This window comes from Rhodococcus sp. UFZ-B548 (genome assembly GCF_903819475.1).
GTDB classification, from domain to species: domain Bacteria; phylum Actinomycetota; class Actinomycetes; order Mycobacteriales; family Mycobacteriaceae; genus Rhodococcus_F; species Rhodococcus_F erythropolis.
The window spans coordinates 1-22,670 of sequence record NZ_CAIJDS010000008.1 but is presented as its reverse complement, the minus strand read 5'-3'; the positions used below and the strand labels follow the sequence as shown (position 1 = coordinate 22,670).

Here is a 22,670-nt window from a genome sequence, read left to right as displayed (position 1 = left end):
AGAAGTCTTACACCACTGCTACCGCGTGACCGGCAGAACCAACTCAGATCCGAGTGTGCGTCAAGATGTTGAGCGCCATGGGAACTGCCTCGATCGTGATGGGCAACGGCCCCACCCGATCACCGTCCGCGTAGGCGATGATGCCCTCGGAGACCAACCGCACCTTCTTCGACCGATACGTCTGCACCGCATCCAAGGAGACGTGAGTTCCCTTGTACACCCGCGGAAACAGGCGCACCAGACGCAACCTCGAACCGTGCCCGACGACGGTCAGATCCAGCAACCCATCAGACTTCGACGCGCCCGGAGTGATGAGCATGCCGCCACCGTACGAGCGGCCGTTGCCGACAGCCACGAGCGTCGCGTCCACCGTGATGACCTCGTCGTCGAGTTCGATCCGGTACGGCAGCGGCTTCATCTTCGCCAACTCGGCGAGCATCGCCAAGTTGTAGCGCATCGGTCCCTTTGGCCACGACATCCGATTGGCCCGTTCACTGACCAGCGAATCGAATCCGCTGGCGATGATCGTTCCCGACCAGACGACGGAACCGTCGGCAAGCGTGATCTTCGCCAGGTCGGACTGCTGCACGACGCCGTCGGCGATCACGTCGGCGGCTGCCTCGGGATCGCCTGTGGGAATGCCGAACTCACGGGCGTGATCGTTCCCGGTGCCCGCCGGGATAAGCCCGATAGGAGTATCGGTCAACGCGGCAGCCTGCAATCCGATGCTGATGGCACCGTCACCGCCGACCACCACCAGCGCGTCGGTGCCCTCCTCGATCGCACGACGCGCCAACTTCTTGGCGTCGTCGGCGTCGGTTCCGATAATCTCGGTGACGGCAACTCCCCGAGCACGCAGTCGCGCAACACCTTTGCGTCCGGCCGCAGGCGCGTGACCATGTCCCGCCATCGGATTGATCAGGACGGTAACCTTCTCGATCTGACTGCGGGTTTCGGTCACGGAATCAGCTTTCCAGGATTGAGGATGCCGGCAGGGTCAACTGCATTCTTCACTGCGCGAAGGATATTCGCGCCCAATTCGCCGATCTCGTCCTTCATCCACGGGCGATGGTCAGCTCCGACTGCGTGATGATGGGTGATCGTGCCACCGGCGGCGATGATCGCATCGCCAGCGGCAGTTTTCGCCTTGTGCCACTGAGCGATCGGATCCTCGGTCTGCGCGCTGACTACTGTGAAGTACAGCGAAGCACCGGTCTTGTACGTGTGAGAAATGTGGCACATGACGAGCGGCTGAGTCCCCTGCTCGACGAGAGCCTTGGTCAGTGCTTCGGTGACCGAGGAGCGCAGGTTCGCGACGTTACCCCAGGTGGTTGCTGTCTCGAGGGTTTCACACAGTGCGCCGACATCGAGGAGAGCGTCACGCAGATACGGTGCATCGAATCGCCCGTGCTCCCAACTGTTTCCGGGCTCCTCACCGAGCGAAGTTCCACCGTGAGCGGTGAGAATTGCGCGGGCCTCCGCCATCCGTTCAGCGGTGTGCGAAGCCGTGCCCTCGTAGGTGGTGATCCCGAGGCAACCACCGGTGAAGGCGTTCTCACCGATCTTGTCGGTGGTCGCCAGATTCACGCCACTCTCGGCCTCGTCGGACAACCGCAGGACGGTCGGAGCCGATCCTTCCTGAACCAGCTCACGCAATGCTGCTGCGCCGGTAGCGAAGTCGGGGAAGCTCCATCCCTCGCGCACGGTGGTTTCGGGCAGGCGGTGAACCCTTACACGCACGTGCGTGATGACGCCGAACGTGCCCTCGGAGCCGACAAAAAGCTCACCCAGATCGGGGCCTGCAGCGGATGCCGGCGCACGCCCGGTCTCGATCACGCCACTCGGGGTGACAACGGTGAGGCCCTGAACCATGTCCTCGAAGCGCCCGTATCCAGCCGACGCCTGCCCCGAAGAACGGGTGGCGGCGAACCCGCCCAGAGTGGCGAACAGGAAGCTCTGCGGGAAGTGCCCCACCGAGAAGCCGTGCTCACGCAGAAGCTCCTCGGCGCGTGGACCGGTAGTTCCGCCGCCGAACGTCGCGATACCCGATTCCTCGTCCAACCCGACGAGCTGATCGAACCTGCGCAGATCGAGAGATAGAACTGCGTCGAACCCGTCACGAATGGGATCGAGCCCGCCGACGACGCTGGTGCCACCACCGAACGGGACCACTGCGATCCGGTTGGCAGAGCAGTATCGGAGAACCTGCTCAACCTCTGCGTCTGTCCCTGGAGTGACGACTGCGTCCGGTGCGTCCTGCGGCTCGGCGCTACGACGACGAAGCAGATCCGGGGTGCTCTTGCCACCGGCCCGAAGGATTCGATCCGAATCCTCGGTGCTGACGTACTCGGCCCCGACCAGCCCAGCCAGCGCCTCGACGTGCGACTGAGCCAGGGCGGTCGGAGTCACGTGAACGTCTTCGATGGCGAGGCGCGAGCGAGTCGGTGCGGAGACACCGAGAAATCCGGTCAACAATGATGTGACTGCGTCCGACAGTTCACGCTTCTTGGCCGGATCGCCCCAGGCGTCCCACTGCATCGGCGGTTGCAAGGCAGACTTTTCGGTGCTCATAGACACTAGTGTTACATATTTGTGTGATGTGTAAACATCCCGGTTGATCGAGCTGTCGATCAACCCATCGTCTTGGATCCGTCGATGGCTTCACGAAGCATGTCTGCGTGGCCCGCATGCTGGGCCGTCTCGGCGATGATGTGCAGCAATGCGCGCCGCGCTGACCAGCGAGCGCCGGCTTCGAACCACGGAGCGCTCGGAAGTGGATGAGAGATGTCGAGGCTGTCCAGCGAGGCCACCAACTGGTCGGTCCTGGCCGCGATCCCTTCATACTCGGAAACGATGCTTGCCAAGGTTTCACCCTCGACCATGGCAAATTCGTTCGCCCGTTCTTGTTGCATCTCTTCCGACCACTGGGTCGGGTCGAAGTCCCCGCCAAGTCCGGCCGGCCCTTCCAGAATGAAGTCGACCCAACCCTTCTCCGCCTGACCCACATGCTTGATCAATCCGCCTAGGCACAGTTCGCTCACGGTCGGCCTCGAAGCAGCCTGCTCGTCGGTGAGGTCCTTGACCGTGAAGAGAAGGAATTCACGATGTTGACGCAGGCTCTGGAGGAGATCCGCGCGCTCGCCGGTGACGGTGGTGGTTGGTGCGTTCATGATGTTTTTCCTTCGCTCGTGGGTTCTTTGCCCTGTGGGAACTACGTTAGAAGTCATTGCGGACAGAAACGGTCCTCATTAGAAAACGATCAAAGAAAAAACTCCCGGCACTCACCAATGAGGGTGAGTGCCGGGAGTTCGAGCGAGCTAGAACGAGATCAGACTGTGCGGGCCAAACGATCGGCCAGCAGGCGCGTGAAGTGCGCCGGGTCGCTCAGCTCGCCGCCCTCGGCAAGCAACGCCATGCCGTAGAGCAACTGAGCCGTCTCAGTCAGGTTCTCCGCATTGTCGTTGGCGGCCTGCGCCTCCCGAAGACCCGAGACAAGCGGGTGCTCCGGGTTGAGCTCGAGGATGCGCTTGCTGTGCGGAACAGGCTGACCCGAAGCCTTGTACATCTTCTCGAGCGTCGGAGACATGCTGAACGCGTCGCCGACGATGCAGGCAGCCGAGGTGGTCAGTCGCGTCGAGAGACGCGTTTCCTTGATGTCGTCGGACAGGGTTTCGGTCAGCCACGTCAGCAGCTCGCCGAATTCCTTCTCCTTCTCTTCGCGCTCGGCCTCGGCCGCCTTCTTCTCGTCCTCGGTGTCCAGGTCGACCTCGCCCTTGGCGATCGACTGGAAGGTCTTGCCGTCGAAGTCCGAGACAGCGTCGACCCACATCTCGTCCACCGGGTCGGTGAGAACCAGAACCTCGAGGCCCTTGGCCCTGAAAGCCTCCATGTGCGGAGAGCTTTCGATCAGGTGACGAGATTCGCCCGTCATGAAGTAGATCTGTTCCTGGCCGTCCTTCATACGCTCCACGTACTCGGCGAGAGTGGTCACGCCCTCTTCGCTGTTGGTCGAGGCAAACGAAGAGATGTCGAGCAGCGTCTTGCGGTTGTCGGCATCGGCCATCAGGCCTTCCTTGAGCGCGCGTCCGAACTCGGTCCAGAAGGTCGAGTACTTCTCCGGCTCGTTCGCCTTCATGTCCTTGATGGTCGAGAGGACCTTCTTGGTCAGACGACGACGGATGGCAGCGATCTGCCGGTCCTGCTGCAGAATTTCACGAGAGACGTTGAGCGAGAGGTCTTGTGCGTCGACGACACCCTTGACGAAGCGCAGGTAATCGGGCACCAACTCTTCACAGTCGTCCATGATGAAGACGCGCTTGACGTAGAGGTGGATGCCGGCCTTGCGCTCACGCATGAAGAGATCGAACGGCGCCGTCGACGGAATGAACAGCAGCGCTTGGTATTCGAAAGTACCTTCGGCCTTCATCGGGATGACCTCGAGAGGCTCGTCCCAGGCGTGGCTGACGTGCTTGTAGAACTCCTTGTACTCGTCCTCGGACACCTCGTCCTTGGAACGAGTCCACAGAGCCTTCATCGAGTTGATCGTCTCGGTCTCGATGGTGACCTCGGGCTCCTCGCCCTCGGCCGGCGTCGACGTACGAGCGACATCCATGCGGATAGGCCACGCGATGAAGTCGGAGTACTTCTTGACCAGTTCCTTGATCTTCCATTCCGACGTGTAGTCGTGCAGGCCGTTCTCGGAATCCTCGGGCATCAGGTGCAGGGTCACGGAGCTACCCTGAGGCGCCTCGTTCACATGCTCGAGCGTGTACGTGCCTTCGCCGGTCGATTCCCAGCGCGTCGCGTGATCTTCACCGGCGCGGCGGGTCAGCAGCGTGACCTTGTCCGCGACCATGAACGTGGAGTAGAAGCCGATGCCGAACTGACCGATCAGTTCTTCGGATGCCGCTGCATCCTTGGCTTCCTTGAGCTTGCGACGGACCTCGGCGGTGCCGGACTTGGCGAGCGTGCCGATCAGGTCGACGACCTCGTCACGCGACATGCCGATGCCGTTGTCGCGGATGGTCAGGGTGCGTGCTGCCTTGTCGATGTCGATCTCGATATGCAGATCGGAGACGTCGACGTTGAGGTCTTTGTCCTGGTAAGACTCGAGGCGGAGCTTGTCCAGCGCGTCCGAAGCGTTGGAGATCAACTCACGAAGGAAGCTGTCCTTGTTCGTATAGATTGAATGAACCATCAGATCCAGCAGCTGACGTGTTTCTGCTTGGAACTCGAGCTGCTCGGTATGCGCGGTCACTTCGATCCCTTTCTCTTCTCGGACTGATCACAGGGATTTTACTCGACCTCGAATACCGCGGGCCGGCCCCCGCACAGACAAGGGAGGCCACGCGACCTGCGCATGACCTCCCGTTATCTTCACCCACCGATCTACTCCGTGACGTCAACCATCGAATAGTTCGAGACGCCGCCGGCCAGCACCCTGAGGTGATCGTCCGATGCGCCCAATGTGTGTTCGATGGCCACCAGCCGCGAGACGTAGTGCCCGACCGGATACTCGGCTGTCATACCGATACCACCGTGCATTTGAATTGCTTCCTGACCGATCTGATGCGCGGCACGACCGACAGCCAGCTTCGCTCGCGACGCGACGGTCGGATCGATCACTCCGTCGGCAATGGCCATGGTCGCGTACAGACTCATACTGCTCGCCAGTTCGAGAGCGACGTACATGTCGGCCGCACGATGCGTCAGCGTCTGGAACTTCGCGAGCGGAACACCGAACTGCTTGCGCTGCTCCAGATAATCCGTCGTCAGTCGGAGCGCCTCGGTCATGATTCCGATGGCCTCGGCACACAGAGCTGCCTGCGCCCGGACCTCCGCTTCGACGATCGCGGCCGTGACATCGCCGCCCTCACCAAGTGGTTCGGCCGCGGCATCGGTGAACGTGAACTGCGCACCGCGACGGCCGTCGTGGGTGGCATACGTGCTCCGTGTGACACCCGCACCTTCCGCATCCACCAGGAAGAGCCCGGTGCCGCCGCCTGGAAGTGTGGCACTGACGATCACGACGTGCGCGCTGTCGCCCTGCAGAACCGGGTTCTTGACGCCGGTGATCGTCCACACCGATCCCGCCTTCGATGCCGCGGTCGTGACAGTGGCGACCGGCCAGCGCGTGCCAGGTTCCGTATGCGCGAAGGCCGACAGAGTGGTCCCGTCGCTGAGCGCCGGCAGGAGCCGCGCCCGCTGATCTGCCGAACCGACAGCCGCGATCAAACCGCCGGGGATCAGAACACCACCCAAGTACGGCTCGGGTGCAAGCGCTCGGCCCAGTTCGGTCATCACGACCATGGTCTCGACCGGTCCAGCGCCCATTCCGCCGTCAGACTCCGCGAACGGCAGGCCGAGCAGCCCAAGCTCCGCGAACTGCTTCCACACCGCGGCATTCCATCCCTCGTCAGTAGCCGAGGTGGCGTTGCGCTTCTCCGCGTCGTAGCTGCGGTTGAGCAATTCACGCGTCGTGTCGCGAAGCATCGTCTGCTCGTCGTCGAGTTCGAAATTCATGTCAGATGCTCACAATCCGAGAATCGAGGAGGCAATGATGGAGCGCTGCACCTCACTTGATCCGCTGTAGATGGAAACCTTCCGGTAGTTCAGGTAGCGCGGCGCCGCTTGCTGCGCCCACTCCGGCGAGTCGATCTCGACCGTATTCACCGGCAACGAGTCCGGACCCGCAACATCCATCAGCAATTCCGTTGCTGCCTGCTGCAATTCGGAGCCGCGGAGCTTGAGCAGCGAGGACGCCGGGTTCGGCTTGCCGTCTGCCGAACTCGCCACAACTCGCAGTTGAGTCAGATCCAGCGCAAGCAAATCGTTTTCCAGCTCAGCCAACCGAGCCGCGAACAACGGATCATCGAGGAGGGTGCCGGTTCCGACGCGAACCTCCCGCGCCTTCTCTTTTGCCGTGGCGACAAGAGTTTTGGAGAACCCGACCCGCGTGACGCCCGTGCGTTCGTTGCCGAGCAGGAACTTGGCGTAGTCCCAGCCCTTGTTCTCCTCGCCGACAAGATTTTCCGCAGGAACACGGACGTTGTCGAAGAACACCTCGTTGACCTCGACGCTGCCGTCGATCAGTTTGATGGGACGAATCGTGATGCCGGGAGTCGCCAAATCGATGAGCAGGAACGAAATTCCTGCCTGACGCTTCTGGGCACTGGCATCTGTCCGAACCAGACAGAAGATCCACTCGGCGTGCTGCGCGAGAGTAGTCCACGTCTTCTGACCGTTGACGATGTAATCCGCGCCGTCACGGACAGCAGCGGTCTTGAGTGAAGCGAGATCCGAACCGGCTTCTGGTTCCGAAAAACCTTGGCACCACCAGATATCGGCGTTAGCCGTCGCCGGGAGAAACTTTTCCTTCTGCTCCTGCGAGCCGAAGGCTGCGATAACGGGCCCAACCATGCTCACGTTGAACGGCAACGGGTTGGGTACCGACGCCAACTGCATTTCCTCGGAATAGATGTGGCGCTGTACCGGAGTCCAGTCCTTGCCACCCCATTCGACCGGCCAGTGCGGAACCGCCAGTCCGTGTGCGTTCAGAATCTGTTGGCCCGCAACGATGTCTTCACGCGTCAGCTTTCCGAATCCCGCTGCACGTGCACGAAGTTCGGGCGAGAATTCGGTGGTGAAGAACTTTCGCATCTCCTCGCGGAACGCAACTTCCTCACCGGTCAATTCGAGATTCATATGGAGTCTGCTTTCTTCTGGCAGGATTTCAGAACAAGATTCGTGCGACGGTCTGCGCAACAACGGCTGGCTTGTCCACGCCTTCGATCTCGACGGTGTTGGTGATCTGACTCTGCAGCGAACCGTTCGGCAACTCTTCAATCGCGGAGAGCACTGCAGTGTTTCGAACCTTGGCTCCGACCGGCACCGGACTCGGGAATCGAACCTTGTCGGACCCGTAGTTGATGACCATCTTCGCCCCGTCGATGCGGTACACGGACTTCGACAGAAGCGGCAGGAGCGAGAGAGTCAGATACCCGTGGGCAATCGGACCGCCGAAAGGTGATTCACGCTTTGCCCTTTCGTCGTCGACGTGAATCCACTGATGGTCACCGGTCGCGTCGGCAAATTGATGGACCATCTCGCGGGTGACCTCGACCCACTCGCTCGAGCCCAGCGTTTCACCGACCGCCCCCAGGAGATCGGCCTTGTTCTCGAACACCCGCGTCATCTGATCCTCCACGTTCCCGAACACTGTTAGGTTAATTGGATAATAAACTCACGGTGTAAGGTTGTCCAGTACTTTCACACGAAAGGGTGTGCGATGGCGCGACCGCGGATTCCACTACTGAGCAAGCCGATCATCAGGGACACCGCCCTGAAATTGGTCGACGAGCACGGTTTGACCGACTTCTCGATGCGCAAACTCGCCACCGTTCTCGGCGTGCAAGCACCATCGCTGTACAGCCATTACGCCAACAAGGACGAGCTACTCGACGACGTCGCGAACGTCATCATGGAGTCCGTCGACGTGAGCGGCTTCGACTCTGACGATTGGCGCGGTGCGCTTCGCACGTGGGCGCGGTCCTACCACGCTGCCCTGGGCAAGCATCCCAATATCGTTCCCTACTTGGCCTACGGTCCGAGCGTCAGGCCCATCGCCCTTGACCGCGCCAACGCCATCCACGGCGGGCTGGTGCGCGCCGGATGGCCGCAGCGCACGGCAACGCTGATCGGCGCTTCCGTCAAGTACGTGGTCATGGGCGCTGCGACAGCGACGTTCTCCGGCGGATTCGTGGACGATCCGGCGATCTACGCCGAGCGTTACCCGCACCTCACGCGAGCACATCTGTTGCGCGAGCGTGCTACGGAAATCGATGGTGCCAGTTTCGAACTCGCGCTGGAATCCCTGCTGGACGGGCTGGAAGCCAAATATGCACTGCTGCAGACCACTTCAGAGTTATCCCTCGAAAACTGAGGGTTGCTACTTTCAGTCAAGCACGCCGAGCATCGCAACAAAGGCCGCCTGACGATCCCCGAGAGCGGCAAAGAATTCCCGATCCGATGCTTCGACCGCACGATTTGCCTTGCCTGCCAGGGCCGCACCCGCCTGGGTCACCACCACCGAGCGTGCCCGAGCATCCGTCGGGTGTGGACGTCGTTCGACCAATTTCTTGGATTCGAGGGTCCGTATCACCTGTGACGTCATCATCGGATCAGTGCGCGCATACTCGGCAAGATCGCGTTGAGTTATCGGTGTTTCCGCGTCCAGCCACGTCAGTGCGGCGAGCAGAACGAACTGCACGTGAGTCAGGTCGAAAGGCCGCAGCGCCGCGCGAATCGAGGCCTGCCACGCGTTGGTGACACGCCACAACATCAGACCCGGACTGTCGCCAGCATCCTCGAAGTCGGTTTCCAGTTTCTTCACCACAGCGTCAGTGTGTCAGCTCGTTGTCGAGCGCAGAATCTCGACGTCGTTGCCATCCAACGGAATCAAGCCTCGGCGGAGCTGATACCCCCAGTTCGGTGTCGAGGTCAATGCCAATCGACTCCGTACGTCGCCGAGAGGAACGGGCGTGAACGGCTCGTATCGCACTCGACGCCGAAACGGCTTGAAGCACCCCTCGTCCGCCTGCCAGATCTCACCCTCTTCGATCACACCGAGGGCTGTGAACGCGCGCAACGGATCTCGATCACCAATGGACTCGACCGGCGAATAGTAGACAAGCACATCGCCCGCCTTCATCCGCGCCAATCCGGACCTCTTCCCGTGCCCGATCTGCGCGATCCCAAGATCCACTGCGCGACGCACATGTTCGGCCGAGACAACCCCTAACCAGGCGTTCATCGCCGACCACCTGGCGAACCGAGCGCAAGTTCAATCATGATTTTAGTATGCGCGCTTATTATATTCCTCGCAACAGATCGACTCTTGAACGTGTTCAACTTCAAGGCGTACGCTGAACTTGAACACGTTCAAAGGAAGGGAGCCCATGAGCAGTCGCGGGATCGAAACCAGGGAAAAGCTGGTGGCAACAGCTTTGCGGCTCTTCCGCGCCGAAGGCTTCGCAGCGACGACCATGCGCAAGATCGCGACCGAAGCGGAGGTCTCCCTCGGGAATGCCTACTACTACTTCGCCAGCAAGGACGAACTGGTTCACGAGCTGTATCTCGTCATCCAACGTGATCACCGAGAGCGTGCGCTCCCACTCCTACGCAAAGGTGGCTCACTCGCGGAAAATCTCGCGATCGTTCTGCACACCGGACTCGATGTCATGGGGCCCTATCACGGGTTCGGTAGCGCGTTTCTGCACGTCGCCCTGCCCACCGCATCGCCGTCCAGCCCGTTCTCGGCCGAGTCGAGTGATGCGAGATCGATGGCCGTCGAATTGATGCGCGAAGCACTGGCGGCGTCGAAGCAGAAGACGCCGGCGTCCTTGGAGACCCAGCTCCCCACACTCTTGTGGCTCAGCTATCTGGGCGTGACGCTGCACTGGGTCACCGACTCGTCTCCGGGGCAAACTCGTACCCGATCCCTGGTCGACGGCCTGGTCCCGATCATCGCCAAAGCGCTCACCCTCGCGCGGCTACCAGTGGCCCGCGGCCTGGTCGGTGACGTCGCCGCCCTGATGACCAAAGTCGTTTCTCCAGAGGGGAACACAAAATCATGAAGACTGTCGTTGTATCCGGTGCGTCGGGCTACATAGGGCAATCGCTCGTTCGAGCGCTCGAACCCAACGGGGTGGACGTACGAACGATCGGCCGGGGAGGAACGAGCGATGCCACCTGGTCCGACGAGCAAGGTGTCGCCGACGTACTCAGCGGCGCGGATCTGCTGGTCAACCTCGCCGGACGCTCTGTGAGCTGCCGATACAACAAGGGCAATGCCGACGAAATCTTCTCCTCCCGCGTGGAAACGACCGCACTGTTGGGTCGCGCATTGGCCCGTACACCGCAGCCACCCTCGCTCTGGGCGAATGCCAGTACCGGCACGATCTATCGAGACGCGCGGGATCGACCGATGGACGAGAAGAACGGAGAGCTGGGTAAGGGATTCTCCGTCGCGGTCGCGCGGGCGTGGGAACACGAATTGTTCTCAGCCCCAACCCCCGTTCGCAAAGTGGCGTTACGAATGTCGATCGTTCTCGGAGCCGGCGGCGGAGCAATCAACCCCTTCGTGAACCTGGCCCGAATCGGTTTCGGCGGAAGAATGGGCGACGGACGACAAATGTTCAGTTGGATACATATCGCCGATGTCGTTCGCTCGGTCATCCACATCTACGAGCATCCGGAGATCTCAGGCCCGGTCAATATCGCATCCCCGTATCCGGTAACCAACACCGACATGATGCGGATGGTACGAGCGAAACTTGGCCGACAATACGGGTTTCCGACGCCGGGCTGGATGCTCGAGTTCGGCGCACGAATCATCCGCACCGAGGCTGAATTGGTGACGAAGAGTCGCTGGGTTTTACCAGGGGTGCTCGCGGACAGCGGCTTCCAGTATCAATTTCCGACGTTGGAGTCTGCGCTGGAACAGATCGCTCAGGAGACCCCGCGAGGGCTGCTTCCGGTCACACTCGGCTGAAGTTCGGTCGCGGTCGCGACCGCTCGCACGATATCCTGCTCGAGCAGATAGTGATTCAGGGCAATCGCAGCCTTCGACCCAGCGGCGGCGGCGGTGATCAACTGTGCAGGCGAGTCCGACACGTTCCCAGCGGCCCATACACCAGGCATGCTGGTACTTCCCGCAGGATCAGTTACCACCCAACCATTTTCGTCAGCTTCACATCCCAGGTCAGTCAGCAAAGCGTCGCGTGGAACAAACCGTGGACCGACAAACACCACACTCCGCGGAACAACCTGACCGGAGGCCAACTCGACGCCGTCCAATCGACCGTCTGCCACCGAGACCCCGGCCACGTTGCCTTCTACGATGCGAATCCCCCTCACAGTCAGCCGCTCCCGCTCGGTGCCGGTCAGCTCGATGCGATTCGGAAAGAAGACAACATCGTCCGACCATTGGCGCACCAACGACGCCTGATGAATGGTGAACGGCCTGTTGTCACCCCCGAGTACACCGATCGGCGTATCACGAACCTCGTACCCGTGGCAGTAGGGACAATGCAAAACGTCGACTCCCCAGCGATCCTGCAGCCCAGCGATGTTCGGCAGCTCGTCACGTAACCCCGTCGCCACCAGAACAGTCCGTGCCTCCAGCGACGCAGTCGCGTCGGTTTGCACAAGAAATCCACCGTCCTCCGTTTGCTCGATTCCGATTGCGGTGCCAGTCGTCATTTCGCCGCCGTACTCGAGAACCTCCTTGCGTCCGGCCGCAAGTAATTGCGTCGGACTCTGCCCGTCCCGCGTCAGGTACCCGTGCAGGTGCTCGGAGACACCATTGCGCGGGTTACCAGCATCGACGATCATCACTCGCCGCCGAGCCCGAGCCAGAACAAGCGCGGCACTCAACCCCGCCGCACCGCCACCGACAATCACCACATCGAACTTCATGCACTCCCCCAGTCCCGCAGTTCGTCCCACCCCAGACGGTGAGCTATTCTGGCAATCTAGCAAATTTGTTTACCAGTTAACAAAACTGAGGAATCGTGAACGAACCAACACTCCGCTCCCGTACGTGCAACCTTTGGGCCGAAAACAATCCTGACCTCGACACGTCGCCCATGGAAGTTGTCGCGCAACTCAAGCGGATCACGGCGCTTCTCGAACTCGCCGTCGAACCGGTGTACCGATCCGCGGACCTCACCGTGTCGGAAGTCGAACTGCTTGTGCCGCTTCGATACGCCGAGGAACCGGTCACCGCGATTCGTCTCGCCGAACGCCTCGGTATGTCTCGGGCCGGAGTCAGCAAGGCACTCGCACGATTGGAGAAGCGAGGCCTTGTCTCCCGCACGAGAAATCCCGAAGACAGGCGATCTGCACTGATCACGATGACGATCCAGGGAAACGCTGTCGTCGATGATGTCTTTCCTCGCGAACTCGCCGCTCACGGTGAATTATTCACCAAACTCGGACGGGACCGCGGAAAAATTCTCGCGGCACTCGAGCAGTTGGCGCTATCCATGGAAGGCGGGTTGGATCGAACGCAGGACAAGAAGTAGCCCGCGCTACTCCTGCTCCCCGGTCCGCCCGCCGTACGTCGCAATCTTGTACTCCGTCGCAGCCAAAGACAACGTGAGCTCCTTGATCTGCCGACGAACGGTGTCCCGGTGCTCGAGCAGCATGTCGAGCCTCTCCGGAACTGTCCCTTCACCGGCGACGACCAGTTCGACGTAGTGCTGCAGGTCGCGAATCGCCATGCCTGAGATACGCATGCGGGTCAGAAACACCAGCCTGCGAATAGATTCCGGGCCGTACACACGATGTCCGCTCGAGTCACGATCGACCGTGACCAGGCCGATCTTCTCGTAATAGCGCAGGGTATGTGCCGAAACATCCAGCAGGTCTGACACTTCGGCGATCGACATCGGGTCCTGAACATCCCCTGTATCGACGAGTCGATGGATCACCTCGATCGACATGGGCCCGTCCACTTCCCCAAGTGCCTCGAGTGCCTTGCGCATCAAGTCTTCGGTAGCCATGCTTCTCAGCCTAGAACGGACGGACGGGTCCGGCAGCATCCGCGAAGTCGGCACTGCGAGCCAGATCAGCCCAGACGGCTACCTCGGCGAGATTCTTCCGATACGACGCGGATATCCGCGCCACGGCTTCCTTTCCGAGCGGCAAGCGAAGTGGCACATTCTCACTGTGCACCAGCGAGGTGATGATCTCTGCTGCCTTCTCTGGATCACCCTCCTGAACACCGTCTGCCGCCGCCATGTCCCGCAGAACAGGATCGAGCAAATCACGGTAGTCCGAGGATGATTCGGCGAAGCTCAGAACGCCAGGTGTGTTGAATGCTGTTCGGAATCGGCTGGGCTCGACGATCATGACCCGGATGCCGAACTGCCCGACCTCGCCGGCAAGGGCCTCCGACCAGCCTTCAATCGCGAATTTGGACGCCGAATACGCCCCGACGCCGGGAAACGACATGCGGCCGCCTTGACTGCTCATCTGCACGATCGTTCCGCTGCCCTGCGCTCGCATCGAAGGGAGGACGGCGCGCACCAACGCGGCGGGTCCGATCAGGTGCAGTTCCATGAGATCCCGCAAGGCCGAATCGTCGACCAACTCCGCCGCGCCGACCATCCCACGACCGGCATTGTTGACCAGCACGTCGACGCGACCGAAACGCTCGAGCGCGTGTTCGACTACCCCCGGAGCTGCTTCGGTATCCCGGACGTCGAACGTCACAGTCAAGAACCGATCCGGATGCTCCGACGCAATATCTGCAACGGCGTCAGGGCGACGAACTGCCGCGACCACCGCGTCCCCTGATCGAAGTGCTGACAGTGCTAGTTCGCGGCCGAAGCCTCGAGAAACTCCAGTGATGATCCAGGTCTTTGTTGTCATGGTCGGGAACGCTAAGGGTTAGAGCGCGCTCCAACGCAAGCCTCTGCTCCGACCACAGAATTACACCCCGGCCCAGACCGGTCGCTCACCGCGAAGGAAACCGTCGACGCCGGCTTTGAAGTCGCCACTGCTGTAGATCATGCGCATCAGATCATCGTTGTCGGTGATCGATCGGGTTCTGATGCGGCGCAGGGACTCTCGAATCGTCCACACGGTCATCGGGGCAGCCGCAAGGAGTTCCCGCGATACCTGGGCAGTCAGGCTCGCGAACTCGGTCTCTGTTGCACAGTCGCTGAGGAAGCCGTTCCGCAGAGCCTCGTCACTCGACATGACCCCCGCCCGAGCGACCAACGACATCAGACGCGAACTGCCGATCCTGTCCGCCAGCAACGCCACGGAATGGACCGACAACGAGTTTCCGAGTGTGCGCGCGATCGGGAGGCAGAAGCGGGACCCGTGCGTCGCGATCCGCACATCGCACGCTGCCGCTAACAACAGCCCGGCTCCCGCGCACACACCGTCGATGACCGCCAGCGTGGGAACCCGCACTTTCTCGAGTTCGGTCAGCACGCCGACGAACCGACTTTCGTAGTCGAGCCCGTCGTGAAAACTCGAGAAGGTCTGAAAATGGCCTATGTCGGAACCCGCCGAGAACGCCTCTCCCCCAGCACCTCGGAGAGTGAGTAACCGGATCTCGCGGTCGGAGTCGGCGCTTCGGCAGGCTCCGGCAATGGCGTCGTACATCTGAGGAGTCAGTGCGTTGTGTTTCTCCGGCCGGTTGAACATGACGTCAAGCGTGTCGCCATGACGGATGATCGAGATGTCTTCGTGCGTTTCAGTCATGACACTGACGCTATTACCGGCAAGGAACAAACGAAACACATTGCACTCGAGTATCTTTGCGAATATTTGGTGCGAAGTTGCAGATAGTGCGAACGGAGACGCGTCGACGAGGCCAGGACACGGTGATGCCAGAACCGAACCTCGCCGACGCAGTATTGGAAGAGTCGTCAGGCCACGATAGTTGAAAGCGCTATGCCACGACGGTCCGCTGCGGCACACCGGAGTACTGGCTCAGCGGCCTGATCAGTGCATTCGACTGCCCCTGCTCGATGATGTGCGCCGTCCATCCGGTGATGCGGCTCATCACGAAGATCGGCGTGAACATCTCGACGTCGAAGCCCATGAGGTAATACGCAGGGCCCGTGGGGAAATCGAGATTCGGCTTGATTCCGGTGGCACTGACCATCGTCTTCTCGAGGATCTCGTACATCTGCACCCACTTTTCGCCGTCGGTGCAAGCAGCGACGTCGACGAGCGCCTGCTTCATGGTCGGCACTCGCGAATCACCGTTCTTGTAGACACGGTGCCCGAATCCCATGACCTTCTCTTTGGCAGCCAACTTCTCCGACATCCAGGCTTCTGCGCGGTCGGGGTCGTCGATCTCGAGCATGTCGTGCATGACAGCTTCGTTTGCGCCGCCGTGCAACGGGCCCTTGAGCGTGCCGATCGCAGCCGTCACTGCGCTGTAGATGTCCGAAAGTGTGGACGTCACAACACGAGCGGCAAACGTCGAGGCGTTGAAGGAGTGCTCCGCATACAGGATCAGCGAGACCTCGAAGGCCTTCACGATCGCCGGCTCGGGAACAGCACCGAAGCACATGTTCAAGAAGTTTTCGGCGAAACCCAGGTCCGACTGCGGCGCAATGGGATCCTGACCGCGCCGGCGGCGGAAATCGGCTGCGACGATGGTCGGCAGCACAGCCGTCATCCGCAGTGCCTTGGCTAGATTGGCCTTCTCGGAGTTGTCGTCCTCCGCCGGATCCTCAGCGCCGAGGTAGCTGATCGCCGTCCGGACCACGTCCATCGGGTGGCAGTTGTCGGGCATCTTGGTCAGGAGCGAGAGCAGTGAGCGATCGGCACGGCGAGCCGCACGCTCACGCAGACAGAGCAATTCGAGCTGCTCGGGTGTCGGCAGTTCGCCGTACCACAGCAGGTGCGCAACTTCTTCGAAGCTACAATTCGCGGCGAGGTCCTGCACTGCGTAACCGCGATACGTCAACGAATTCGTCTCGGGCACTACCTTGGAGATAGCCGTCGTGTCGACGACAACCCCGGCCAAGCCCTTGTAGATCGTCGGAATCTGTTCGGTCATGTCCTACTCCCCTCCACGCTGAAATTGAAAATGCCACTGTCGAATTCGTTGTAACGCTCGTACTCGAGAATCTCGTACAACCTGCTGCGCTGCTGCATCTCGCCGAGCAGTCCTTCTTGCGTGCCCTCCGCAAAAATCTCGCGCAGACCCTTTTCGATAGCGAACATCGCCAGACGAAGGGTGGTCACGGGGTAGATGACGGCGTTGAAACCGATCTCTTCCAATGTCTTCGCCGAAATGAGGTTCGACTTTCCGAACTCGGTCATGTTGGCGAGCAACGGAGTGTCGACTGCTGCGCGGAACTTCTCGAAGTCGGCCTCGGTGGCAAGAGCCTCTGTGAAGATCAAATCAGCGCCGGCATCCGCGTAGGCCTTTGCTCGCTCGATCGCTGCGTCGATACCGTCGATTCCGGCAGCATCGGTGCGCGCGCAGATGACGAAGTTCGGGTCACGACGTGCCGAGACTGCAGCACGAACTCGGCGAACCATGTCTTGGGTAGGCACGATCGCTTTGCCGTCGAGGTGCCCACAGCGCTTGGGGTTGATCTGATCCTCCAGGTGCAGACCGGCTATACCGTCGTCCTCGAAGACCGTGACCGTGCGGGCAGCACTCATGGGTTCACCGAAACCGGTGTCGGCATCGATCAGCGTCGGGAGGTCGGTGACCCGCGCGATCTGCTTGCTGTGGGCGGCGACCTCGGTCAACGTGGTCAGCCCGATGTCGGGAAGCGCCAATCCGGCGGAATACGCACCACCCGAAACGTAGACACCTTCGAACCCGATTTCCTGAATGAGCTTGGCTGTCAACGGATTGATCGCACCGGGGAGTCGTTGAATCTTTCCGGACGTCAGCCCGGCCCGGAAGGCAATCCGCTTGTCCGCTGCAGACGTCGCTGCGGCAATGAGGCCCGTCATCAGAAGAGTCCCTTGGCGACCTTGGGGGCCCGAGCGAGAACGTCTTCGGAAACGGTGAAGGTTAGCTGATCGAGTTCGCCTGCCTTCAATTCGGCGGTGCGCTGTGCCGCGTCGAGGAAGCGGTCCTGTTCGCTCGGCTCGATGACGCCCTCGGCGAGGGTGCGGAACTTCGCGACGTACTGATCGCGAGCGAACGGACGTGCGCCGAGCGGGTGCGCATCAGCCACCGCAAGCTCGTCGACGATGACCTCGCCGCTCTTCAAGGTGATCTCGGCGCGAGCACCGAAAGCCTTCTCGTCCGGATCCGTCGAGTGGTAACGGCGTGTCCATTCGGGATCTTCGCGCGTGGAGATCTTGTTCCACAGCTCGATCGTGTCGGGGCGCTGTGCACGCTCTGGCGCGTAGGAATGCTCGTGGTGCCACGTACCGTCCTGCAGCGCAACGGCAAAGATGTACATCACCGAGTGATCGAGAGTTTCACGCGATGCGGTGGGGTCGAACTTCTGCGGATCGCCGGAACCGGTGCCGATGACGACGTGGGTGTGGTGACTGGTATACAAGACGATCGAGGCGATCTGGTCGAGATCGCCGACGCGAGAACGCATCCGGCGTGCGAGGTCGATCGGCGCCTGGCTCTGGTACTCCGCGGAGTGTTCCTTCGTGTACGAGTCGAGGATGGCGCGCTTCGCCTCACCCGAACCGGGAAGCGGAACGTGGTACTCCTTGTCCGGGCCACCGAGCAGCCAGGCGATGACGCCGTCTTCGCCTTCCCAGATCGGTGACGGTGCACCTTCACCGCGCATCGCACGATCGACTGCCTCGACGGCAACCTTGCCGGCCAGCGCCGGCGCGTAGGCCTTCCAGCTGGAGATCTCGCCCTTGCGGGACTGCCGTGTAGCCGTCGTGAGGTGCAGCGCCTGACCGATTGCCTGGTAGACCGTCTCGGTGCCCAGGCCGAGCAAGGTTCCGATACCTGCCGCGGCCGAAGGGCCGAGGTGTGCGACGTGATCGATCTTGTGCTCGTGCAGGCAGATAGCCCGAACCAGGTCGATCTGGATCTCGTAGCCAGTCGCCAGACCACGAATCAGGTCTTTGCCGTCACGCCCGGCGTGCTGAGCGACGGCAAGGATCGGCGGGATGTTGTCACCGGGGTGCGAGTACTCGGCGGCCAGGAACGTGTCGTGGAAATCGAGTTCACGAACCGCTACGCCGTTTGCCCATGCGGCCCATTCAGGCGAGAAGGTACCCGAGATACCGAACACGGTGGAACCGGGTGTGTACGGATGAGACTGCGCCTGTGCACGCGCATTCACTACGGGGCGGCGCACCAGGGAAGCTGCGGCAACTGCCGCGTTGTCGATGATCCGGTTGACGATCATGTCGGACGTGGCGTCGGTGACCTCGACGGAATCCGTCGCAACTTCCGCGATCTTCCACGCGAGGTGGTCTTCCTTGGGGAACTCTTCGGCAGAGCGGTGGGTGCGTACGAGATGCGTCTTCATCGATCCTCTTCTCACGTGCTTCGGTATCTATTTGCACGCTACGCAGCTCATTCACCTCGGGATAGGCCCTCGCAACTGCCTATTTGTGCAATAACGATCCTGCAATGTTGCGAATGTTGCGAATGGCTCCTCGGTAGGGTGAACGCGATCGGCACCGAGGAGATTCGATGAAGAAGATGTACGCGGGAGCGCGGCTGCGACGGCTGCGGGAAGAACGAAACCTGTCACAGTCCGCACTGGCGAAGGCACTCGAACTCTCCCCCAGCTATGTCAATCAACTAGAGAACGATCAACGACCGCTGACGGTCCCCGTCCTTCTCAAGCTCAACGCCGAGTTTCGATCTCGACGTGCAATTCTTCGCCTCCGATTCCGACGCACGCCTCGTGGCTGACGTTCATCACGCCTTGGCCGAAACCTCGGAATCCGGGGAGGTATCGCTGGCAGAGGTAGACGAATTGGTGGCCCGAATGCCCGCGGTCGGACGCACCCTCGTGATGTTGCACCGTCGTTTGCACGCCGCAACCGAGCAGTTGGACCAGTTCTCGACGCAATTGTCCGACGAGGCCGCATCTGATGTGTCGCTCGTACCCATGCCCTACGAGGAGGTTCGGGACTTCTTCTACGACCGAAAGAATCACATCGCCGTTCTGGACGACGCTGCCGAGCAGATGTTCGTGGACAACGGATTGTCCGTTGGCGCAGTGGATTTGCAACTGGCACGACTACTTCGCGATCAGCACGGCGTCACCGTGACGATCCGTACCGACGAACCAGACAAGCTCGGCCCCAAGCGTTTCTACGATCCGGACAAGTCGGTACTCACCCTCGCCCGTCGTCTGTCGGCAGGGCAACGCGCGTTCCAGATCGCGATGCAGTTGGCCTTCTTCACCCAAGCCGACGTGATCGATTCTCTTGTCGCCGAGGATGAATCATTGAGTGCCGAATCCGCAGCTCTCGCCCGCATCGGACTCGCGCATTACTTCGCCGGCGCGCTACTACTGCCGTACACCCAATTCCTGGAATCCGCTGAGGCCTTGCGATACGACATCGATCTGCTGAGCCTCAAGTTCGAGGTCGGCTTCGAGACCGTCTGCCACCGGTTGTCCACACTCCAACGGCACGGCCAGCGCGGCATTCCCTTCTTCTTCGTCAGAACCGATCGCGCCGGAAACATCTCGAAGAGACAGTCCGCTACCGCTTTTCACTTCTCCAGAGTCGGCGGCAGTTGCCCGCTGTGGGTCATCCACGAGGCGTTCGCGAGCCCAGGGCGCATCCTCACCCAGGTCGCGAAGATGCCCGACGGCCGGACATACCTCTGGGTGGCGCGCACTACCCACAGCGGCGGGCTCGGGTACCTCGCCCCCGAGCGGAACTTCGCCGTCGGACTCGGTTGCGACATCGGCTACGCCGATCGCATGGTCTACTCCCACGGAATCCAGACGGACGACCCCGCGACCATCGTGCCGATCGGCGCGGGGTGCAAAGTCTGTGACAGACCGGCGTGCTCTCAACGCGCCTTCCCCCAACTCGGCCGCTCGATCTCCGTCAGTCAGAACAGCAGCAGCCATCTGCCGTATCCGCAACAGTAGGGCGCAAACAATAGGGCGCACCGACTCCACCTGCGCTTCCCCGGAGCTACGGCGCCTTTCTGCTTCGATGGATGTCATGCAACCCGATACCGTGACCCCTCGTCGACTGGTTCTTCGCCGCCTTTCGGCCGTGGTTGGTGTGGCCGGAATCGTGACGGGTTTGGTTGCCTTGATCGCAACTCAGCTGGACGTCGATCACAACATCGTGATCGTTCTGGCGTCAGTGGCACCCTTGTTGATGATTGCTCCGCTGATCGGTGCCGTCGTCTCGGGTATCGGGCTTCAGTGGATCGTATGTGCCGCATCCCTTGTCGTCCTTGCACTGTTCGGATGGTCTGTGAGCCCGCTGTACATCGGCGGAACTGGGGAGTCGACGTCTGCGAACGGTCCATCGATTCGGTTGATGCAGGCCAACTTGATGGTCGGTGCAGCGGATCCGGAGTCGCTTGTGGCGATGGTCCGCGAACGCAACGTCGACGTGGTGACGGTCCAGGAGTTGACGTACCAGGAAGCCGAGGCGCTCGAAGCCGCCGGGCTTGAAGAGGTTCTGAGCCACCAGTTCCTGATCCCCTACGCCGACGGCGGTGGCGGGGCCGGAATCTACAGTCGCTTTCCTCTCTCCAATCCACGTAGCCTCGACGGGTTCTCACCCGAAACGCTGTCCGCAGAGCTGAATGTCGGCTTGGCGCAGCCAGTCACATTGTTCGCCGTGCATCCGGCACCTGCGTACATCTCGCCGGCTTCGGTGTGGGTGGCCGAGCAGCAGAAGCTTGGGTCTTACATGGACGAAGTCGCCGGGATGGACAATGTGATAGTCAGCGGCGATTTCAATGCGTCGTACTCGAACAAACAGTTCCGGAATCTCCTCAGCAACGGATACACCAGCGCCGCCGATCAATTGGGTTCCGGCCTGATCCCGACGTACCCGACCGACAAGTGGTATCCGGCGGTGGTCGGTATCGACCACATAATCACCAAAGGCGCCGTGGCGACATCCTTGGAACGGATCGAGATCAAGGGATCCGATCACCACGGCCTGATTGCCGACATCACGTTGTCTTGACTAAATCCTGGATTGAGCGAGCACCGGGGCATGGTTGTGCCCGGTGCTCGCGTCTCGAGTTATTTCACTTCAGGCTGCTGTCGGTGGGCTGTTCCCGCCGATCGGCTGCTGATACGGATCGATCGACATCGGCGGATAGAACACCGACTTCCGATCCGGGCCGATCTCCACCCGCCATTCCGTGTGGTGCATCGTCCGATGATGATGACCACACAACAAGATCAGATTGTCGAGATCCGTTGGGCCACCATCACCCCAGTGAACAATATGATGAGCATCGCACCACCCCGACGGCGTCCCACACCCCGGAAACGCGCACCCACCATCCCGAACCGCCAACGCCCGCCTCTGCGGCACCGTCGCCGTTCTCGCTTCCTTACCGTACTCGAGCGGAACACCATTCTCATCCAACAAAATCCGCGTGACCGTGCAGTCGCACGCCAACATCCGGGCAGTATCGATACTGATCGGGCCCACCCAATCCGTCCACGCAAATCCCAGCTCCTCGGTGGACGGCAACAGGTCTTTCAGAACTTTAAGGTCCGTCATGTCTTTCGCGGACGCGGTGACCGTGATGTGTGGTTTCACGCCGCCCTCGATCGGACCCAACCCCGCCCGCTCGTACCGGCGCAACAGTTCGCAAAACCCGCCCGCCCGCCGTAATGCCGGAGTACGCGTGTCCTTCACGCCATCCTTCTCCGGCGTCGGAGCGGACAGACTCGACAACAACGTGATCAGACGCGCCCCGTTCACAGCATCCAAGTCACCCTTCACAGACACACGCCCGTACAAGCCTTTCGAGGCGTAGAACTCGTTACGCTCCGAATCCTCGCCGACCGGAACACCGTCCTCACGCGTGCCGTACTGCTTCTCGATCCGCCGAATCGCCGCCCGCACCGCATCACAATCGGCAATGTTCTTCGACGCCAACCCCAACAAGATCCCGCGAGCCTTCTCCACATCCGCCAGGGTCATGTTCTTCGGCGGATGCTGACAAAACGACGCCACCT

General features: G+C 61.1%; 22 protein-coding genes and 1 pseudogene. 6 read left to right on the top strand and 17 right to left on the bottom strand.

The window, feature by feature from the left end:
• Positions 1-43 precede the first annotated feature (43 nt).
• The 7 genes from H7C86_RS09970 to H7C86_RS09940 form a co-directional block, all read right to left on the bottom strand.
• The gene (locus tag H7C86_RS09970; protein ID WP_003940547.1) at positions 44-961 is read right to left on the bottom strand and encodes a diacylglycerol kinase; all 918 of its coding nucleotides are present in this window, start codon (positions 959-961) and stop codon (positions 44-46) included.
• Positions 958-2,538, bottom strand: a complete 1,581-nt coding sequence (locus H7C86_RS09965; RefSeq protein ID WP_182261533.1) for an FAD-binding oxidoreductase — start codon at positions 2,536-2,538, stop codon at positions 958-960. The genes H7C86_RS09970 and H7C86_RS09965 overlap by 4 nt, the downstream gene beginning before the upstream one ends.
• Before the next feature lie 92 nt (positions 2,539-2,630).
• On the bottom strand, positions 2,631-3,170 hold the full coding sequence (locus H7C86_RS09960) for a DinB family protein (protein WP_097386903.1): 540 nt from the start codon (positions 3,168-3,170) through the stop codon (positions 2,631-2,633).
• Between the two features lie 158 nt (positions 3,171-3,328).
• Positions 3,329-5,257, bottom strand: coding sequence for a molecular chaperone HtpG (gene htpG, locus H7C86_RS09955; RefSeq protein WP_182261489.1), 1,929 nt, complete (start codon positions 5,255-5,257; stop codon positions 3,329-3,331).
• Positions 5,258-5,388: 131 nt separating this feature from the next.
• The gene (locus H7C86_RS09950) at positions 5,389-6,522 is read right to left on the bottom strand and encodes an acyl-CoA dehydrogenase family protein (RefSeq protein ID WP_182261488.1); all 1,134 of its coding nucleotides are present in this window, start codon (positions 6,520-6,522) and stop codon (positions 5,389-5,391) included.
• Between the two features lie 9 nt (positions 6,523-6,531).
• Positions 6,532-7,704, bottom strand: coding sequence for an acyl-CoA dehydrogenase family protein (locus H7C86_RS09945; protein WP_019745256.1), 1,173 nt, complete (start codon positions 7,702-7,704; stop codon positions 6,532-6,534).
• 28 nt (positions 7,705-7,732) lie between these two features.
• The gene (locus tag H7C86_RS09940; RefSeq protein WP_020909091.1) at positions 7,733-8,194 is read right to left on the bottom strand and encodes a MaoC family dehydratase; all 462 of its coding nucleotides are present in this window, start codon (positions 8,192-8,194) and stop codon (positions 7,733-7,735) included.
• 93 nt (positions 8,195-8,287) lie between these two features.
• Here H7C86_RS09940 and H7C86_RS09935 point away from each other — a divergent pair, with 93 nt between their 5' ends.
• Positions 8,288-8,941, top strand: coding sequence for a TetR/AcrR family transcriptional regulator (locus H7C86_RS09935; protein ID WP_019745258.1), 654 nt, complete (start codon positions 8,288-8,290; stop codon positions 8,939-8,941).
• A gap of 12 nt (positions 8,942-8,953) precedes the next feature.
• On the opposite strand, the gene H7C86_RS09930 is transcribed toward H7C86_RS09935, so the two are convergent.
• Entirely contained in the window at positions 8,954-9,394 is a 441-nt protein-coding gene (locus H7C86_RS09930; RefSeq protein ID WP_021332013.1) for a MarR family winged helix-turn-helix transcriptional regulator, read from the bottom strand.
• A 12-nt stretch (positions 9,395-9,406) separates the two neighbouring features.
• On the bottom strand, positions 9,407-9,811 hold the full coding sequence (locus H7C86_RS09925; RefSeq protein ID WP_070386401.1) for an EVE domain-containing protein: 405 nt from the start codon (positions 9,809-9,811) through the stop codon (positions 9,407-9,409).
• A 145-nt stretch (positions 9,812-9,956) separates the two neighbouring features.
• On the opposite strand from H7C86_RS09925, the gene H7C86_RS09920 reads away from it, so the two are divergent.
• Both H7C86_RS09920 and H7C86_RS09915 read left to right on the top strand, forming a co-directional pair.
• A complete protein-coding gene (locus H7C86_RS09920; protein ID WP_182261487.1) occupies positions 9,957-10,634 on the top strand; it encodes a TetR/AcrR family transcriptional regulator in 678 nt (225 codons plus the stop codon).
• On the top strand, positions 10,631-11,551 hold the full coding sequence (locus H7C86_RS09915; protein WP_182261486.1) for a TIGR01777 family oxidoreductase: 921 nt from the start codon (positions 10,631-10,633) through the stop codon (positions 11,549-11,551). The genes H7C86_RS09920 and H7C86_RS09915 overlap by 4 nt, the downstream gene beginning before the upstream one ends.
• On the opposite strand, the gene H7C86_RS09910 is transcribed toward H7C86_RS09915, so the two are convergent.
• Positions 11,509-12,477: an NAD(P)/FAD-dependent oxidoreductase gene (locus H7C86_RS09910; protein WP_182261485.1), complete on the bottom strand. Its 969-nt coding sequence runs from the start codon at positions 12,475-12,477 to the stop codon at positions 11,509-11,511. The two genes, H7C86_RS09915 and H7C86_RS09910, sit on opposite strands and share 43 nt — an antisense overlap.
• 95 nt (positions 12,478-12,572) lie before the next feature.
• Here H7C86_RS09910 and H7C86_RS09905 point away from each other — a divergent pair, with 95 nt between their 5' ends.
• Entirely contained in the window at positions 12,573-13,085 is a 513-nt protein-coding gene (locus H7C86_RS09905; protein ID WP_182261484.1) for a MarR family winged helix-turn-helix transcriptional regulator, read from the top strand.
• A 6-nt stretch (positions 13,086-13,091) separates the two neighbouring features.
• On the opposite strand, the gene H7C86_RS09900 is transcribed toward H7C86_RS09905, so the two are convergent.
• The 6 genes from H7C86_RS09900 to prpD form a co-directional block, all read right to left on the bottom strand.
• The gene (locus H7C86_RS09900; RefSeq protein ID WP_046379272.1) at positions 13,092-13,565 is read right to left on the bottom strand and encodes a MerR family transcriptional regulator; all 474 of its coding nucleotides are present in this window, start codon (positions 13,563-13,565) and stop codon (positions 13,092-13,094) included.
• A gap of 10 nt (positions 13,566-13,575) precedes the next feature.
• Positions 13,576-14,436: an SDR family NAD(P)-dependent oxidoreductase gene (locus H7C86_RS09895; protein WP_182261483.1), complete on the bottom strand. Its 861-nt coding sequence runs from the start codon at positions 14,434-14,436 to the stop codon at positions 13,576-13,578.
• A gap of 60 nt (positions 14,437-14,496) precedes the next feature.
• Positions 14,497-15,279 (bottom strand): enoyl-CoA hydratase, encoded by a 783-nt coding sequence (locus tag H7C86_RS09890; RefSeq protein ID WP_182261482.1) that lies wholly within the window; start codon positions 15,277-15,279, stop codon positions 14,497-14,499.
• 190 nt (positions 15,280-15,469) lie between these two features.
• Complete coding sequence (locus tag H7C86_RS09885) at positions 15,470-16,591, bottom strand: bifunctional 2-methylcitrate synthase/citrate synthase (RefSeq protein ID WP_046379275.1); 1,122 nt, start codon at positions 16,589-16,591, stop codon at positions 15,470-15,472.
• The gene (gene prpB, locus H7C86_RS09880; RefSeq protein ID WP_182261481.1) at positions 16,588-17,505 is read right to left on the bottom strand and encodes a methylisocitrate lyase; all 918 of its coding nucleotides are present in this window, start codon (positions 17,503-17,505) and stop codon (positions 16,588-16,590) included. The genes H7C86_RS09885 and prpB overlap by 4 nt, the downstream gene beginning before the upstream one ends.
• Entirely contained in the window at positions 17,505-19,007 is a 1,503-nt protein-coding gene (gene prpD, locus H7C86_RS09875) for a 2-methylcitrate dehydratase PrpD (protein ID WP_182261480.1), read from the bottom strand. Before prpD ends, prpB begins: the two co-directional genes overlap by 1 nt.
• A 167-nt stretch (positions 19,008-19,174) precedes the next feature.
• Here prpD and H7C86_RS09870 point away from each other — a divergent pair.
• A pseudogene (locus tag H7C86_RS09870) lies at positions 19,175-20,597 on the top strand (short-chain fatty acyl-CoA regulator family protein).
• A gap of 67 nt (positions 20,598-20,664) precedes the next feature.
• On the top strand, positions 20,665-21,660 hold the full coding sequence (locus tag H7C86_RS09865) for an endonuclease/exonuclease/phosphatase family protein (protein ID WP_182261479.1): 996 nt from the start codon (positions 20,665-20,667) through the stop codon (positions 21,658-21,660).
• Positions 21,661-21,729: 69 nt separating this feature from the next.
• Here H7C86_RS09865 and H7C86_RS09860 read toward each other — a convergent pair.
• A partial coding sequence (locus H7C86_RS09860) for an HNH endonuclease signature motif containing protein (RefSeq protein WP_182261478.1) occupies positions 21,730-22,670 on the bottom strand: 941 nt, incomplete at its 5' end.